Source organism: Photorhabdus khanii NC19 (assembly GCF_000517265.1).
GTDB classification, from domain to species: Bacteria; Pseudomonadota; Gammaproteobacteria; order Enterobacterales; family Enterobacteriaceae; genus Photorhabdus; species Photorhabdus khanii.
On sequence record NZ_AYSJ01000009.1, the window covers coordinates 163,413 to 180,055 of the forward strand.

Genomic DNA, 16,643 nt, shown 5'->3' on the forward strand with positions numbered 1-16,643 from the left:
TTAAATCGAGCTGGAGATTTTGTTAATTAAATCTATGGATAAATAAGGATGCATCGGCAAACTAATCACTTCTTGGGCTATTTCGTCACCGACAGGCAGAATAATATTGCTGGCAACCGCAGGTTGTTTATTCAAGGGAATGGGGTAATGCACCGCGGTTGGAATACCCTGTTCTTTTAATCTATGTTGCAATTCATCCCGGTTTTTGACCCGGATAGTATATTGCGCATAGGCTGAGAGATTGTGTGGTTCAATATAGGGTGTGGTCATGATGCCGATTTTATTCAACGCTTGATGATAGTTTTCTGCCACAATCTGGCGTAATGCCATTTCTTCCTCAAAGATGTCCAGTTTGGGCAGAAGGATGGCCGCTTGTAGTGTGTCTAAACGGCTATTGATGCCGATTCGGATGTGATGGTATCGTCTGTCTTGGCCATGACGGGCAATTTGACGGATAATTTTCGCCAGCTCTTCATCGTTGGTGAAAATAGCTCCGCCATCACCGTAGCAACCTAAGGGTTTGCTGGGAAAGAAACTGGTGCACGAGATGGTGGTTAAGTTACAGGAGCGCTTATCTTTATAAGTCGCACCAAAACTTTGGGCCGCATCTTCTATGACGGTCAGGTTATGTTTTTCGGCGATGGCATTAATTTCGTCAAAATCGGCACATTGGCCGAATAAAGAAACCGGAATAATCGCTTTAGTTTTGGAGGTAATCGCGGCTTCCAGCAGGGCCGGATCTAAGTTATAGGTTGTGGGCTTGACGTCAACATAGACCGGAATGCCGCCCAACAGCGCAATGGTTTCAGCGGTGGCAATGTAGGTAAATCCGGGGGTGATAACTTCGTCGCCGGGTTTGAGGCCAATTGCCATTAAGGCAATTTGCAGGGCATCGGTGCCATTCGCACAGGTAATACAATATTTGGCTCCCGTGTAGGCCATCAGCTTTTCTTCTAATTCCGCTACTTCGGGCCCTAAAATATATTTTCCGTGGGTGAGGACTGTCTGGATATTCGCGTCAATTTTATCTTTAATTCTGCGTTGCTGTGCCGCGAGATCGGTGAATTGCATTCTTCTTTACCTTTTATACTTTAATTCGGGTCACGGTATGGTGGTTGAGTTGATAAATATGCTGCGTGTGCGGGCAGGTTGTGGTGGCTTGTCCGTGCAGCGGTAAATCTAATTGTTCACCAAATTCACTCATCCAGCCAATGTGTCTGGCCGGCACGCCGACCATCAAGGCATAATCCGGCACATCTTTATTCACGACCGCACCGGCACCAATAAAGGCATAGGCACCAATGGTGGTACCACAAATAATGGTACAGTTGGCACCTAATGTGGCACCTGTTTTCACCCGGGTCGTTTTATATTCACTTTTTCTTTCAATCAATGAGCGCGGATTATAGACATTGGTAAACACCATGCTCGGGCCACAAAATACACCTTCTTCTAAATGAACATTGTCATAAACAGAGACGTTATTTTGTATTTTGCAGTGATTGCCGATGGTGACCTGGTTACCAATAAAGACATTTTGGCCTAAAGAGCAGCCTTCACCAATTTGGGCGCCGGCACACACATGCGTAAAATGCCAAATGCGGCTGTTTTTCCCGATTTGTGCCCCTTCATCAATGATGGCACTGGGATGTATCATTAGGTGTTCTGCTGACATGATACTTGTTCCCTTGATTTAATACGTTAAAGGTAAAGAAATGGTTTTATTATCTCGGGCTGAGAGATAGGCAGCGATAAGCAATTCTAATGATTTTAAGCCTTCCCGGCCATCCGTGATGGGTTGGGCTTCTCCTCTCATCACATCAATGATATTTTTATAATAAAGCGGGTGGCCAAACCCATAAACGGAGGTGGTTTCATAGCTGGCTTCTTTGACTTGCCGGTCATACTCTTTTTCGTCGGAAAAACGCCATTCCTGGATTTCATTAACCGCCAAACCCCCTACCCGGACTGTACCTTTTTCACCCAGAATGGTGATAGAGCCTTCAAGGTTTTGCGGGTAAGTACACATAGTGACGGCCATCGAGCCTAAGGTCCCGTCTCGCCAGCGGATATTCAGTACGCCGGTATCTTCCGTTTCGATATCCAGGTGGGTCGATGTCATGGCCTGCACATCTTTGACCGGGCCAATCAGCCATTCAATTAAGTCAACGTAATGGCTCGCCTGATTCATGAAGGCACCGCCGTCAAATTCCCATGTGCCCCGCCAGGCGGCTTGATCGTAATATTCTTGCGGACGGGTCCAGAAAACATTGAGGTGAACCAGATGGATTTTGCCAAAACGTTTTTCACTGACTGCACGTTTCAGTAATTGTAATGTGGCGTTTAAGCGATTTTGTTTGACGACAAACAGGCGTTTTCCGGCTTTATCGGCAGCTTTGACCATGTTTTCGCCATCGGCGAGTCGTGTCGCCATCGGCTTTTCTGTGACGACATGAAAGCCTTTATTAAAGCAGGCAATGGCTTGTTCGGGATGCAGCCCGGAGGGGGTGGTCAGGATAATGATATCGGCGGTGATATTATCCAGCATGGTATTTAAGTTGTTAAAACCCGGGACGCCCATTTTTTCTATCGTCGCTGTTAATACTGTTTGATCGTTATCACAGATTGCGACTAATTCAGCATTTTCCTGATGTGCTGCCAGAGCATTAAAATGGTTTTTAGCAATTCTGCCACATCCCACTAAAGCGAATTTTATTTTTCTGTCTTTAATTATGTTAAGCATGGTTTGTCCTGGATTAAGCTTTTATGACGTTTTGGTGATTTGGAGAATATTTACCGCGGGTATCAACGACTAACTTTGCGTGATTGACGATGAATTCATAATTAAATTTGTCGTGATCGGTGGCTAAAATAACGCAGTCAAATGCTTTTAGATTCTTTTCCGTGATAGGCTGGCTGATTAAATTAAAATGGTGTTCACGCATTTTAGGAAATACCGGGACGTGAGGGTCGGAATATTCAATATTGGCACCTAAATCCCTGAGTCTTTCCATGATATGTACCGAGGGACTTTCTCGCATGTCGTCAACATTCTTTTTATAGGCGATCCCCAAGACTAAGATGCGGCTATTATTAATGGATTGACTTGCTTTATTCAGGGCTAAGACGGTTTTGGTGACCACATAATCGGGCATGGATGAGTTGACTTCACCGGAGAGTTCAATAAAGCGGGTATTGATACCGTATTCCCGGGCTTTCCAGGTTAAATAGAAGGGATCTATCGGGATGCAGTGACCGCCTAATCCCGGGCCGGGGTAATAGGGGACAAAGCCAAAGGGTTTAGTGGCGGCGGCCCGGATGACTTCGTGGATATCAATGCCCATTTTGTCGGCGACCAGTTTCATTTCGTTGACTAAACCGATGTTGACCGCCCGGTGTATGTTCTCCAGCAGTTTAGTCATCTCGGCCGCTTTGGTTGAACTGACGGGGACGACCTGGTCAATCGCAGGTTGGTAAACGGCAAGCCCGGCTTTTAAACAGTTTTCAGTATGGCCGCCAATGACTTTAGGGATGGTTCGGGTTTCGAAATCAGGGTTGCCGGGATCTTCGCGTTCGGGTGAATAGACCAGGAAGAAGTCTTCCCCCACTTTTAACCCGTTTTCTTCCACCCGGGGTAATAACTCTTCTTCGGTGGTGCCGGGGTAAGTGGTGCTTTCTAAGGAGAGGAGTTGGCCGGCTCTTAAATGGGGTTTTATCATCTCCGTGGTGTTAATCACGAAACTAATATCAGGTTCACGGTATTTATTTAACGGTGTGGGAACACAAAGAATAATCGCATCACATTCGGCTATTTTGGCGAAATCTGTTGTGGCTTCGAAACCGGAATGGATGGCCTGATTAATTTTGGTTGCGGGAATATGTTCGATATAACTTTGGCCTTGATTTAATTTATCTGTTTTTTCTTTATCAATATCAAACCCAATCACTTTAAAGCCAATATCGTTATATCTCAGCATTAGCGGTAAGCCAACATAGCCAAGACCAACAATGGCAATAATGGCTGTTTTATTATCAAATTTATCGGTGAGAATGTTTAGTGATGACATATTTTGCCTTTAATATTATGACCTGAAAATGTACTTGTGAAAATAAATAACATTTCGCAGTTTTTAATTAGGGTGCTATTTATTTTCATAAGTGCTATTTGGCAGATGAAACTTTAACAGGCTATTTTTAAATAGTTTGTGTAAGGTCTATTGTTGAAATAATAAATAGTGAAATAATAATAAAGCTACCGCACTAGGTTATTGGTTCCCAGAAATCCATATAGTTCTATAAATTCATTTAATATTTTGATTTTAAAATGCTTTTTTTAGTTACTTGTCGCAACAAAAAGAAACAAAATATAAGATTTTTTAATGATTAATGAAAAGAGTAAACTGTCAGCCCTTCTGGGTCAAGCCTGACAGAATACTTGTTTGATGAATTGATAGAATAAGGTTAGTTGATCTTGGTATTTGTATTATCGTCCATGAAGTGGCAGCCAGATGACCAGACGTAAGCCGCCTAATGGGCTGTCTTCAGCACGTACCCAGCCGCGGTGCTGGCTAACGGCGGTTTCAACAATCGCCAGACCAAGGCCTGTGCCGCCGGATTCCCGGTCGCGGGCTTCGTCTGTACGGTAGAAAGGACGGAATATGTGTTCGCGGTCTTCCGGGTTGATTCCTGGGCCGTCATCATCAACGGTAATGGTGATCCCTTGATGATCAGCATGGAATGCGACCGCAATATGGTGGTGGGAGTAGCGTAAGGCATTACGCACGATATTTTCAAAAGCACTGCCAAGTGCTAATGGGTTGCAGTAAATGGTCCAGGAACCCAGTGGTAAGGTTGCTTCAAGGGTTTTATCCATTTGTTCAGCTTCGAATATGGCGTTATCAAGAATATCGTTCCATAAATCGGTTATTTTGATATTTTCCCGCAGGAGTTCGTTTTTATGCTGGCTACGGGAGAGCACTAACAGATCGTTAATCATGCTGTCCAGCCGTTGGGCTTCTGTCTCGATTCTTTCCAGTTCTTTGCTTTCACCATGACGGCGGCGAAGTAATGCCGTTGCCAGTTGCAGACGGGTAAGAGGCGTGCGCAGTTCATGGGAGATGTCGGAGATTAGCCGTTGTTGTGCCGTGACCATTCTCTCCAATACGCTGATCATTTGGTTGAAGCTGTTACCCGCAGCCAAAAACTCTTGTGGCCCAGCTTCCAGTTCGGGATGCTGACGTAAATTACCTTTCGCAACGTCGTCGGCGGCATTTTTTAATTTACGGGCAGGTTTGGCTAAACTCCATGCTAGCCATAATAGTAATGGCGCACTGATTAACATGGTGGCCGTTAATAATAATAGTGGCCGGTCAAACATCAGGTTAATAAAGTCTGATTGCGGGCTGTTCGCCGGGCGAACTAAATAGAGTTGGTAATGATCTTCCCCATCCCGGATAGAAAATGGTCCTAACATCTCAGAACGGCCATATTTTTTCTTTTTCGGATGATCTGCGTTATCTGATTGGCCGATAAAGTTGCGGACAACTTGCATTTCACTTCTTTGGGCACCAATGACTCGTCCTTCACTGGTCACTAGGATCAGGCGTTGTCCTGGTGGTGCCCATTTTTCAATGGCGCGAAATAAACGGCGCCACCAAAGTAAATCATTAGCCGGGTCTTGAGCTAATTCTGCTTCAATATGTTGTTCCAACATGACGCCCTGCCGGTATTCATTTTCCAACAGGGAGGTCAGTTGCCTGGAATCCAGTTTCGGCACCATTAAGACTAACATCAGGACTAATGCCAGGGTGAACCAGAAAATGGCGAAGATGCGTGCCGTTAGACTGTTTATCATGTTGGGGAAACCATTAAATATCCACGGCCACGTAATGTTTTAAACCATTGCAGGCCATCTTCCCGTTCAGGTAATTTCCGGCGCAGGTTGGAAATATGCATATCAATTGCCCGGTCAAATGGGGTCAGTCGTTTACCTAATACTTCCTGGCTCAGGTGTTCGCGGGATACAACCTGGCCTAAGTGTTGAGTCAATAAATAGAGCAAGGTGAATTCAGTTCCGGTTAAATCTAATATTTGATTAGCAAAGCTGGCTTCCTGTCGGCCAGGGTTTAATTGCAGTTTATCAACCTGAAGGGGGGGAGGGCCATTTTCTGCCTGTTGTTGTTCACTCCAGTTTGAACGGCGAAGGATAGCGCGTATACGTGCTACCAACTCACGATCGTTAAATGGTTTGGCGAGATAGTCATCTGCACCTAATTCCAATCCCAGCACGCGATCTAAATCGCTTCCACGTGCTGTCAGCATAATCACCGGGGTTTGATGGTCTAGCCGAAGTTCTTTCAGTGTTGCAATGCCATTTTTACGCGGCATCATAATGTCGAGTAATAGCAGATCAATTGAATCGTCAAGGAATTTTAATGCCTGCTCTCCATCATGAGCGATAACAACGTTAAATCCTTCCATTTCAAGTAATTCTTTTAATAGTGATGTCAATTCTCGGTCATCATCAACTAATAGGATTTTATGCATCGATTACTTCCTCCAAGAGCAAAAATACGATAACAAACTTTGCTATTCCACGACTTTACGTTCTTTTACAAGCTCTGACGCTAGTTTGCAGCCGCGTAGGTATAGTTGTCTACAATTTGAATCGAATAGCATCGTTCGGGGAAACGAGGAGTTGTTTAATGCGTAACATAGCAGCGTTAGTTTTAGCGTCAATATTTGTTCTTGGCTTGGCAGCATCTTTAGCTGAAACAGAAAGTATAGTGCACGCTGCTACGGTACCCGGTAATTGTGCACCCTGTGGTTATAAAAGCGAGGGAAACCATCATTACCGTAATAATGACATCGGTGATAACGATCATATGTTTAATGGTATCACTTTAACTGAGCAACAGCGTCAGCAAATGCGTGATTTGGTGGGGCAGAAACATCAACAGCGTTCGTCAATGTCCATGAGTCGCACAGAGCGTGAAGAGATGCGTAAGCTGGTCACTGCGAAAGATTTTGATGAAGCGGCAGTAAAGGCTCAAGTTGAAAAGATGGTCAAATTTAATGTTGAACGTCAGATAGAAATGGCCCGTATTCATCATCAGATGTACCAATTGCTGACTCCTGAACAGCAAGTGCAATTGGAGCAACATCATCAGCAGCGTATTTCTCAGTTACCGAACTGATTTGTAATACCCATAGCAGTAAGCAGTAAATAGTAGCAACCGAGAATTTTTCCTTGCCATAGACACCATCCCTGTCTTTTCCCCCGCTTTTCTCAGGCGGGTTTTTTTTATCTGGCTAAGATTAATTCATTTTAAAATCAACTAGATAAGGTTTTTATAAGCAACTGTAAGTAGCGTGGAAATTTTTAAGTGTGGACATTTTTGAGTGCTACGGTTGCTTGTTACTGCTAAATTTCCATGCAGCCATTCAGTGGGTTTAACGTGATNGCANATTGACTTTCGTGAGCTTGCCCNGCNGNNAAANTCNNGTNGAGGGGAAAACCTTTTNNGTCGGTTGCCAGGTGGATTTNNGTGCCATAACCTCCGCGGGAGTGACCCAGCGCATCATGGTCAGGGATATCAGGATGTTTTTTTTGCCCCTGCGGCATCTTTACTGGCGCGAATATTACTCCCATCCAGGCAAATTTCAGACCAGTCAATCAAGCCTTTTTCATCAAGAATGGACAGTAACCGATTAAATATCTTCTTGATAATGCCCGATTTTGACCCGCGGTTAAATAGATTATAGACCGTTTTCCAGGGGCCAAAGCGTTCAGGAAAATCGCGCCACGGTGCCCCTGAGCATAACACCCAGAACATCCCATTCATCACACGGCGGTGTTCAACATGTGGACGTCCTGCTCGCTTTGAATGTATAGGGGGCAAACAAGGTTCTATCAATATCCAGGCGTCATCAGGAATGTCGTAGCGGGCCATCATCTTTTTCCAATATTGAAACTAATTAGATGATAATACTATCAACTTACATTAAGGGACACAGCTTAGTACCGATATTGCAACCGCTGCGGAAGCGTTGGGTATGCCGATAATGACGCTAACACTAATTATCGGCTTTGGGGCATCCTGTGTCTTTATGTTGCCGGTTGCCACACCACCTAATGCGATTGTTTTTATTAAACAGACTGAAATGGTCAGAGTGGGTATGGTGCTGAATATTGCCTGTATCGCTATCATCTTTCTGTTTGCTTGGTTATTCTGGCTGTAACTGAAACTTACCAACGTCCCTCTGGACACAATAACTCATCAATATCCCCATCGAATATATGGTGGGGATATAAAGCCAGAGGACGAAGATTCATAGCGAAGAACTTGTTGAACGCGTCAGCCAGAAATCTAATATTGTCAATGTAAGGCCGATTACCAATCCTACCGATAACACAATCATTGCTGCGTGCGGACCTCCTTCTGTTAATCCTACTGTGGCTAATGGGACTAAGCTCAAGATGCCCAGATTATTGAACGTTTCTGCAAAAGCCAGAACTATACCTTTGTCAGTACCTGCTCTTGTCACTAAGACGACGGTACTTGAAGGCGCTCCAACGCCAAGCGCGATTCCCCAAAGTATCAAACATCCCAGTGAGCCGAAGAGCGTAATTGGAGCGAGCATGAAAACTGAGATCACACCAGTCAGTAGCAGACTGACAAAGACTAAAGTCACTTCTTCTCGGTTACAAAGCTTGCGAAGCCAACCAGCGGACATATTCCCTATTCCCAGACCGACGCCAAAGGCGATAACGGTCAAGCCGATTTCGGTTGGACCAAATCCGTACCGTTGACGTAAGACTTCTCCAGACAAAAGAAAAGCAGAGACACCGGCACCATTCCAGGCACCTTTTGCGATGAGTGGCCTGACAACCGACCATTGCCGAAACCAGACTAATTGCCGGCTTATAAGCTCTTTTGATGCTGTTTGCGTCGGAAGACAGTAAAACCCTGCGACAAATGTGACGATGCAGCCAAGTGAGCTAAATAAAAATGGTGCTCGCCAACTAACGAGGTCCGTGAGTATTCCTGCTAAGGCTGGACCAAATGCAATACCGAAAGTCATACCAAGCATAACGACTCCCATCGCGCCTGCCTGACGGTTATAAGGAACAATATCAGCAATTAAGGCAAATACTGTCGGTATGATTACCGCTGATGCTATACCGCCAAAAATCCGCAGTGAGATTGCGATTTCAAGAGTGGGTGCAAGAATGATAGCGAGACCATCTACGGCGAAAAACAATAAGGAACTCAGAAGTAATCTGCTCCGATTAACACGATCTGAAAAATATCCGAGTACCGGGGCTGCCAGAGCATAGGAAAATGCATAACCAGACACCAGCCAGGATGCTCCGACAGTAGTTGTCCCAAAAGCTACCGCAAGAGAGGCAAGCATGGATGACAGCATGAATTCGGTTGCACCAACGAAGAATACGGTGACTGAAAGGATAAATAAAAGCGTGAAGTTTGTATTCTGTCCTAAAGTGGGTGGATATTGAGTTTTACTGTTCATAAATTAATTTAACTCCGCATTTATGTAGGGGCGTGTCGTATATTTTTTGTGGTAAAGAGTGATGAGCCGGTAACAACATAGAAAAGATGTTGTGAAATACACAGAGGGGAGGAAGTGTCAGGCAAGATTAGATAGGATGGTGGAAGTATTAAGTACTACAAAAGCTGGTAGGGAAAGTGAGGATAATCAGATTGTTAGTAGTATACCGGACAAAGAAAGCTTGCAAGAAATTAATTTGTGAGATTGGGTATTTGATGCTCTCTATCTGATTAGTTGGGTGTTAAGTAAGTTGGTACACCTAATAACCATAGAGAGCAAGCTCGTTCTTTAAGCTGAGTTAATAAAGCCCCTGAGTATGTTGTTCATACGTATTATGAAGAATTTTATTCAGAAATTCTTCAAAGCTTGTTTCAAGGACCAAGCCTTTGTCATGCTTGTAAGAGTATAAGCCTTTGCTGACATTTTTATCAAGGCTACTGTCAATGAAAAGCGCGTAGGAAAACCTGTCTACACCGCTCTGCTCTCCCGGTTTTTGTTCAACTACACGGTGCGCCACGGCTGCTACAGGTATTGTGGCGTATCGAGTTAAAATTTCCATTGCACAACCAAAGTTTACAATGAAAGTATCAGGGCGGGGGATGATTGGTAGCCATTCACCTTTTCTTAGTATTTCTAAGCCTGGCTCTAGTGAACGTAATATTGTCACCCAGCCGGAATCTTTATGTATATTGAGACCTCGTGAACGTACTGTCGGGCGGAAATGATTGAAAGTAAGATGGTAAGTACCAAGCCCTGATAGGCACCCTCCTGTGGCTTTATTCCACAATTTGGCAGGAATATCTAGTTGAGAGAGAATAGCACGTAGTACCTCTAGTCCGAATTCTTTCATCTGAGTTGCTTGAGTAACGAGAGAGAGTGGAAATACATTCTTCCAGAATCGATGTTCTAAAAAAAATTGTTCGACTTGATCTGCATTGCGTAGAAAATATCCTTCCCTTTCCGCAAGCTTTTCGGTAGTCCAACTTTTGAAATCCCGATATGCATCATATGAATTTCCAGTTTTAGGTAGGTAGAAGTTTGTTGCAAACAGGTCACCAGAAGATAGATTTAACGTATCTGGTGCTTTAATAAAGAAGAAACCATCTTTTACTGCACGTCTAAATCCATCGGTAGTGTCGAATAGAAGCCTGCCATTTTGTAGTTTGGAGGATGCCCATTCATATCTATTATTTATATTCATACTATAAAGCCTCAGATTTATTATGCGGAAAATATCTACAAAGTACCATTATTTTCATCGTATGTTCGACTAACCTCTTGGATAGCAAATTCTTCGACGGATTGAACTTTGATTGGGCCTTGGGGGCCATATTGGTAGATATTACCGGCAAGATTGCTGTCTAAAAACATCGCATATGACATCCTGTCGCGCTGCCCATTCCGTTCTGTACGAACAACGCCATGTACATTGGCACGAACATTTATCATTAAATTTTCTGTCAGCACTTCCATCGAACTACCGAAGTTAATTATCAGGTAGCCTGGAATAGGATCGATAGCCAAAAGCTCATCATCTATATAGGCCAAAAGGCCACGTTCAGTTGATCTTAGGACTGTCACCCAGCCGGAATCTCGATGAAACTTCGAGCCTCGGGTTGCTTTATCTGATCGGAAGTGATTAAACGCTAACATCTGGTGCCCTTGCCCTTCTGAAAGTCCGCTTGTGACTAATTCCCAGTCACTACGCGGAATACCTACATGATTTAACACTGAACGTAGTATACATATACCTATGTGTGCCATATGGTGGCCCAGTGTAGCGACTTCAGATGGAATTAGACTCCAGTGTTTCTGTTCGATGTATAAATTTTCCCATTGATCATGTTTTCTGTCGAAATAACCTTCGTAATCGGTAGGAAAAGTGCATGATTTAAATCCCGTATAGGGAAGGAGATCACCTTCTGTGGCGGGTTCAAAGAAGTGGTATGCAAATCGATCTCCATATTCAAAATCCATATATGATGGAACTTCCAGGAGGAAAAAACCATGCCGGAGAGCCCGGTTAAAACCATCGTCATCAGCAAAAATGAGATGATCTCCTTCCAGATGGGATCTTGCCATGTTTGCTGGTTTATACACTTTTGAGGCTGTGATTTCGGATGGCATTGATGGTAGTTTCACCAGAGTTCGCATTGTTGATGATGTTTTCATAATCATGGTCCTGAAGTGTGGTGAAAGAACTTTTGTTTTATCTGTGAATATTCTCGACTTTTGGATGAAATTCGTAAGCCATTTCATCCGCTTTCCTCTTCTGAAAATCGAGAAATGATTCTATAGGTGTAAGAATGCCATCGTTATCATATTGATAAAGATCTTGATCCCATCTCGGTCCAATATAGGTGCCAAAAGTGAATCTATCTTCTTGGTTTGATAGTCGTAGTTTCATACCCCGAACACGATGATAACTAGCGGTCACTGGTTGGGATGATTTGGACATCAGAATTTCGAATGAATGGCCAATGACTACGGTGAAATGTCCATCCAGTGGATCAAAAGGAAGCCATTTGTCACCCTCTAGAGACTCTAAACCGGGTTCAGTGGTGTAAAGAGTGGTAATGAAGCCACTATCTTTATGAGCTGTCAGGCCGACAGGATACTGGATATGTGATCTAAAGTGGTTGAATATACAATACTGGAGCGCATTATTTTTATACATTCCACCTGTTATCGTGTCGATATCATCGGGGCAGACGCCTGCCATAACGAATAGTTCTGAAAGTGTTATTCGGCTAATATCATTAATAGCCCAGAGAAGGTTGGAGACTGCTTTTGGTAGATATTCATGCCAGAGTACGCACTCTATTTGAAGTAGTTCATCTTGATCATTACCTGTTTGGGAATATCCAAGAAGTGATTGTTTGAGATCTTTTGTACGATATCCTCGATAATCGTCAGTTGACCCACCATTAGGTTTTAGGTAGTAATTTTTCGCAAGTGTAATACCTGCATTGAAATCTAATCCGTCTGGATGTTTTAGATAGAAAGCACCAAATTGGCATGCTCGATTAAAACCATCTTTATCAGAGAAATGTAATTTATTACTAATAAGTTCTGCTGGTGGTAGTATGTGAGTCATTTTTTACCTCTACACTATTTATGTTCAGTAATAGTAGATTGAGTTAGTCTCTTGGGCTTGATTTGAATAATTCCAGGAGATATGGGGCGTGGCATTGAACTATGGGATGCAAGTGCCAAGTCGGTGCCAACTATAGAAATGCTATAATTCTGGTATAATTCCACAAGTATCAGTGCTTGTTCTCTGACAGAAAATAAACGTCCAGGACATTTTCTGGGGCTTAGATTAGTATTGACCATATTAAAGGAATTAATTTCATGACGACTTCTGGAAAGAATAGAGGTTATTTTCTCGTTCTCTTCTTTCATTATGTGTCTGATGTTTCTGATATCAAATTGATCGGGATAAGGAAAAACATTAGCATCTCTATTTGCTCGACGACGATCCAACCAAAGCATTGTATTTACCGGAATTGTAATATCAGCACCTTGGTGGTGAATAACAAACGGCCTTCTGACTCGTCTCCAAAGCGCAGTTGGGTTGCTACCGCCCAAGCGTAATGCTTCCAGAACGAGTAGTGACGCCAACTCTATTGGATCATCTTCGGTATCAATTGAAACCTTCAGAAGATCTTGAACAATTGGATTAGCTCCAAGATATGCTAAGGTCCAAAGAAGGCTTAAACTTGTGGTGTCGTAGGTAGCTATGATGATAGTGCCTATTTCTTTCAGCTCTGAAGTACTCAAAGAGCAGATCGATTCTAACGAGAAAGGACGTTTCCACTGCGTGAACTGAGCTCTCACCATATTAGATATGGGAGCTGTCGACAATGAAGAGAAATTTGCCTCAAGCATGTCTCTCGTCATATTAACTACAAGATCTACGTCTTTGATAGAATCAGTATTGACTTTGCTAATAACTTCGGACGCGATATCAAAAAAATTTCGTGCGGCATATCCATATTTTTTTGATGATAAATAATATGTTAAAGGTTTTTCATTAAAATCGAGAATACCAGGAAGGCCACTATCTATATGAGCAACCATATATAGCGTAAAGTCGTCTAGCGGTAATTTTTTATCTTTTATTTGTATGAGGTAATCATGCGCTGCTGTTTGGATGTACATATCAAGACCAGATATGAATCTGACATTACCAAGGGCACGCTCGACAATAGCCCGTTTTTGGTGGTGGATTGGATTTTTAGAGTGTAATGACCCCATAAAAGATCCGAACAAGTCAGCGTTCGTATTGATAGACGGTTCAAGTTCGTCATCATTTACTAATGGAATGTTAGTATTCTGGTAAAGAGCAAGATCATCTCCAAGCCAGAAGGTACACAATCCTCCATTCTTGTCAGCTAAGTCTGCTATACCTGATTTCTCGAAATAGGAGGAGGCATCTTCACCATTTTCAATCGTAGCAATATGAAATGCATTTCCGTGTCCTGACAGAATATCAGTACCTGGGTGATGTGCTATAAGGCCAGGAAAGGGGGCCTGAGAAGCTGGATTCAACATAATGTATCTCCATTTCGTTTACGTGTATTATTTGTGGTGCTTATCTTTGGTTATTATTGTTTTCTGATAGTGTATTAACTTGTTTCTTTGTTATGCCGAAGTCTGAATAATTATCTTGCCAAGTCTGTTTATTAAAGTTTCTAAGGAACTCTTCAACAGAAGTAATTGGGATTGCCTCCTGACCATCTTCGCTAACTTGGAAAATGTCACATGAAGCGGATGGATTTATAAATGCAGCAAACGAATATCTGTCTCCAAGTTCAGGATTGAATTCGCATTGTTTTACCCTATGTAGGACCGCATTAACTTTTGTTGGTAGGTTTTTTGTAATAAGTTCGAGTGTTCCCCCAAAATTGATAAGAAAATATCCTCCTATAGGCTCTATGGACATCCACTGATCGTTGATCAACGCTTCAAGGCCAGGTTGTTCGCAGAATAAAACTGTAATGAATCCTGTATCTTTATGTGCTGGCGCCCCTGGTTTTTGTCGATTTGGGCGATAATGGTTGACTGCAAACCATTTGATTCCACCACCTTTAGTTGCTGAGTCTGTTACTTTATTCCACAGCAGAGGGGAAACACCGATATCAAATAGAATCTCCTGTAATACTATTCTGGCAAGATCATGCATTTTTCCGCACATAGAATTAACATCAGTCGGGAATGTAGATTTGCGTTGAAGTTCATCAGCAAGAATGTGCTCTGTTTGAAAATGCTCACGATCAAAATAAATGTCAGACCTATATCGAAATCCTCTGTAACCTATTGATAAATTTGAATAAGTTATAGGATCAAGATAAAATTCCCGAGCCAGTTTTTTACCTGGTGCCAAATCGAGTCCATCTGGAATCTGTAAAGCTAAGCAGCCATCACGTAGTGCAGTAACCATATTACCGGAACTGAAAACAATACGATTTTCATCAATTCTGGCTCTGCTTGGTACAAAAATACTAAGGGTCATTGTTTAAGCTCCCTGGTTGTAGTGTCCCCAAATAGATTTCTTCATCATTGGCATTTATTAAATCTCGGGAATTGCACACTTTATGTAATCCCTTTTGAGAGGAATAACTGTAAATACCTGCTTCGGCACCCGGTTCACAGAAACTGGAGGTGAAATGACCAAAGCTTGAACGGTCAATTATTTGATGTTTTACACGATGCATGATTGCTCTAATGGGTTTAGCAGAATCCCGGGTGTATTGAACCACAAGTAATGAGAAACAAAAAGAAATAGGGAATTGGTGAAAATAAACGGAAATTCGCGGGCATAAATTCAATGGTGGTGCGGTGTTGCGTGGATGTGATAAGTTTATTCCTGCCCTGACGGGCAGACTAACTAAAATGAGAAAGTTTTTGTGTTTGTTGCTTTTGTGCCACTTATTTTAATAAAACCGGGAACGCCCTATCCAGTCATTTAAAACATCTTTAAATACGCTTTAAAACATCGGCTACTTTGAGCCAATGCTAACCTGCTTTGCTGCTCATTTTGTGGTTTGCCGGGAGACGTTCTTTGTCATTGATAGATTCCAAAAATCTCTGCCGTTGTTCATCAGTTAAAGACGCATACAACTGAGCAAACGCCAATGAGTGGTTAGATATCCCCAGTTTGGCATGCAGGTCTTCCGGCCAGGGGAATTGCGATCCTTGCTGAATGTCTGTCTGGGGTGGTGTGAGTAATGCGTTGATACCTTGCCTGAAAACCCTATCAATAACTGATTCTCTTTCCTCAGGAGTCATTCTTTCTAAAATCTCAGACCATGCTTGCTGTTGTTTTTGTGAAGGAGATAATTGTTCATTATGAATTGCAGAAAAAACCGATTCGGCATTTTTAACCGAGACGTCTTGACCTGTAGCTAACCACTCCAATGAAGTGTTACTTGCTTTGGCGAGAACGGCCAATCTGTCAATTGATGGATACGATGAGCCATCTAAATAATTCCTAATTACCCTTTCAGACATACCGCAACGCTTTGCAAACGAATTGATAGACTCTCCTTTCATAGCTTCACGCAAACGCTCACCAAAATGGATTATTCGCTCATCTGGAATAATCCGATTCAGTTTATTCTCTTTATTGTCAGTTTCTTCTTTGTAAAAGCCCACCATTGAACTGTCCCCCTTGAAAAATCCCTACAGGAATTAATTTGCAGAAAAAACCGAATTTAGCTTTACATTCGGTTTTTTCTGCCGTACATTCATACTCACACCGATAATCAATAGAGATTATCCGCACCGATAAACTTATAAGGATTTCACAATGCAGACAAGCAAGCAAGCAGATTGGCATCGTGCAGATATCCGCGCAGCCTTAGAAAAACGCGGCACAAATCTACGCGCATTGTCTGTCAGAGCAGGTTTAGCTAAGGATACTTTGCGAAATGCATTAACACGCCCTTGGCCGAAGGGTGAAAGAATTATCGCTCAGGCAATTGGGGTTGACCCGTCAGTCATTTGGCCGAGTCGCTATAACCGTTAACCATACAAAAGAAAACTACGGGAGCAATCCCCTTCAT

Annotated in this window: 15 protein-coding genes and 2 pseudogenes; 3 read left to right on the top strand and 14 right to left on the bottom strand. The window is 42.8% G+C overall.

Features of this window, described 5'->3' with window-relative positions:
- From PTE_RS09630 to cpxR, 6 genes are all read right to left on the bottom strand, one after another.
- The gene (locus PTE_RS09630; RefSeq protein WP_036845564.1) at positions 1 to 1,071 is read right to left on the bottom strand and encodes a DegT/DnrJ/EryC1/StrS family aminotransferase; all 1,071 of its coding nucleotides are present in this window, start codon (positions 1,069 to 1,071) and stop codon (positions 1 to 3) included.
- Between the two features lie 13 nt (positions 1,072 to 1,084).
- A complete protein-coding gene (locus PTE_RS09635) occupies positions 1,085 to 1,675 on the bottom strand; it encodes an acyltransferase (RefSeq protein WP_036845566.1) in 591 nt (196 codons plus the stop codon).
- Between the two features lie 18 nt (positions 1,676 to 1,693).
- On the bottom strand, positions 1,694 to 2,743 hold the full coding sequence (locus tag PTE_RS09640; protein ID WP_036845568.1) for a Gfo/Idh/MocA family protein: 1,050 nt from the start codon (positions 2,741 to 2,743) through the stop codon (positions 1,694 to 1,696).
- 13 nt (positions 2,744 to 2,756) lie between these two features.
- The gene (locus PTE_RS09645; RefSeq protein WP_036845570.1) at positions 2,757 to 4,067 is read right to left on the bottom strand and encodes a nucleotide sugar dehydrogenase; all 1,311 of its coding nucleotides are present in this window, start codon (positions 4,065 to 4,067) and stop codon (positions 2,757 to 2,759) included.
- Between the two features lie 416 nt (positions 4,068 to 4,483).
- Entirely contained in the window at positions 4,484 to 5,854 is a 1,371-nt protein-coding gene (cpxA, locus tag PTE_RS09650) for an envelope stress sensor histidine kinase CpxA (RefSeq protein ID WP_036845572.1), read from the bottom strand.
- The gene (gene cpxR, locus PTE_RS09655; RefSeq protein WP_036845575.1) at positions 5,851 to 6,546 is read right to left on the bottom strand and encodes an envelope stress response regulator transcription factor CpxR; all 696 of its coding nucleotides are present in this window, start codon (positions 6,544 to 6,546) and stop codon (positions 5,851 to 5,853) included. The genes cpxA and cpxR overlap by 4 nt, the downstream gene beginning before the upstream one ends.
- Before the next feature lie 158 nt (positions 6,547 to 6,704).
- Between cpxR and cpxP the strand changes: the two genes are divergently transcribed.
- Positions 6,705 to 7,196, top strand: coding sequence for a cell-envelope stress modulator CpxP (gene cpxP / locus PTE_RS09660; protein ID WP_036845578.1), 492 nt, complete (start codon positions 6,705 to 6,707; stop codon positions 7,194 to 7,196).
- 272 nt (positions 7,197 to 7,468) lie between these two features.
- Here cpxP and PTE_RS09665 read toward each other — a convergent pair.
- A pseudogene (locus PTE_RS09665) lies at positions 7,469 to 7,952 on the bottom strand (IS5 family transposase); the annotation flags it as partial.
- A 79-nt stretch (positions 7,953 to 8,031) separates the two neighbouring features.
- On the opposite strand from PTE_RS09665, the pseudogene PTE_RS09670 reads away from it, so the two are divergent.
- A pseudogene (locus tag PTE_RS09670) lies at positions 8,032 to 8,241 on the top strand (anion permease); the annotation flags it as partial.
- A 90-nt stretch (positions 8,242 to 8,331) separates the two neighbouring features.
- On the opposite strand, the gene PTE_RS09675 reads toward PTE_RS09670, so the two are convergent.
- The 7 genes from PTE_RS09675 to PTE_RS22805 all read right to left on the bottom strand — a co-directional run bounded on the left by PTE_RS09675 (position 8,332) and on the right by PTE_RS22805 (position 16,236).
- Positions 8,332 to 9,534, bottom strand: a complete 1,203-nt coding sequence (locus PTE_RS09675) for an MFS transporter (RefSeq protein WP_051477331.1) — start codon at positions 9,532 to 9,534, stop codon at positions 8,332 to 8,334.
- 337 nt (positions 9,535 to 9,871) lie between these two features.
- The gene (locus PTE_RS09680) at positions 9,872 to 10,774 is read right to left on the bottom strand and encodes a 2OG-Fe(II) oxygenase family protein (protein ID WP_036845582.1); all 903 of its coding nucleotides are present in this window, start codon (positions 10,772 to 10,774) and stop codon (positions 9,872 to 9,874) included.
- Between the two features lie 35 nt (positions 10,775 to 10,809).
- Entirely contained in the window at positions 10,810 to 11,745 is a 936-nt protein-coding gene (locus tag PTE_RS09685) for a 2OG-Fe(II) oxygenase family protein (protein WP_036845694.1), read from the bottom strand.
- Between the two features lie 37 nt (positions 11,746 to 11,782).
- Complete coding sequence (locus PTE_RS09690; RefSeq protein WP_036845585.1) at positions 11,783 to 12,670, bottom strand: 2OG-Fe(II) oxygenase family protein; 888 nt, start codon at positions 12,668 to 12,670, stop codon at positions 11,783 to 11,785.
- Between the two features lie 14 nt (positions 12,671 to 12,684).
- Positions 12,685 to 14,130: a cytochrome P450 gene (locus tag PTE_RS09695; RefSeq protein ID WP_070974575.1), complete on the bottom strand. Its 1,446-nt coding sequence runs from the start codon at positions 14,128 to 14,130 to the stop codon at positions 12,685 to 12,687.
- Between the two features lie 40 nt (positions 14,131 to 14,170).
- A complete protein-coding gene (locus tag PTE_RS09700) occupies positions 14,171 to 15,091 on the bottom strand; it encodes a 2OG-Fe(II) oxygenase family protein (RefSeq protein WP_036845586.1) in 921 nt (306 codons plus the stop codon).
- A gap of 503 nt (positions 15,092 to 15,594) precedes the next feature.
- Positions 15,595 to 16,236, bottom strand: coding sequence for a helix-turn-helix domain-containing protein (locus PTE_RS22805; RefSeq protein WP_051477333.1), 642 nt, complete (start codon positions 16,234 to 16,236; stop codon positions 15,595 to 15,597).
- Positions 16,237 to 16,387: 151 nt separating this feature from the next.
- On the opposite strand from PTE_RS22805, the gene PTE_RS09715 reads away from it, so the two are divergent.
- Positions 16,388 to 16,606 carry a helix-turn-helix domain-containing protein gene (locus tag PTE_RS09715; protein ID WP_036845590.1) on the top strand — a complete coding sequence of 73 codons (219 nt, stop codon included), beginning with the start codon at positions 16,388 to 16,390 and terminating at the stop codon, positions 16,604 to 16,606.
- The last annotated feature ends 37 nt before the right edge of the window (positions 16,607 to 16,643 follow it).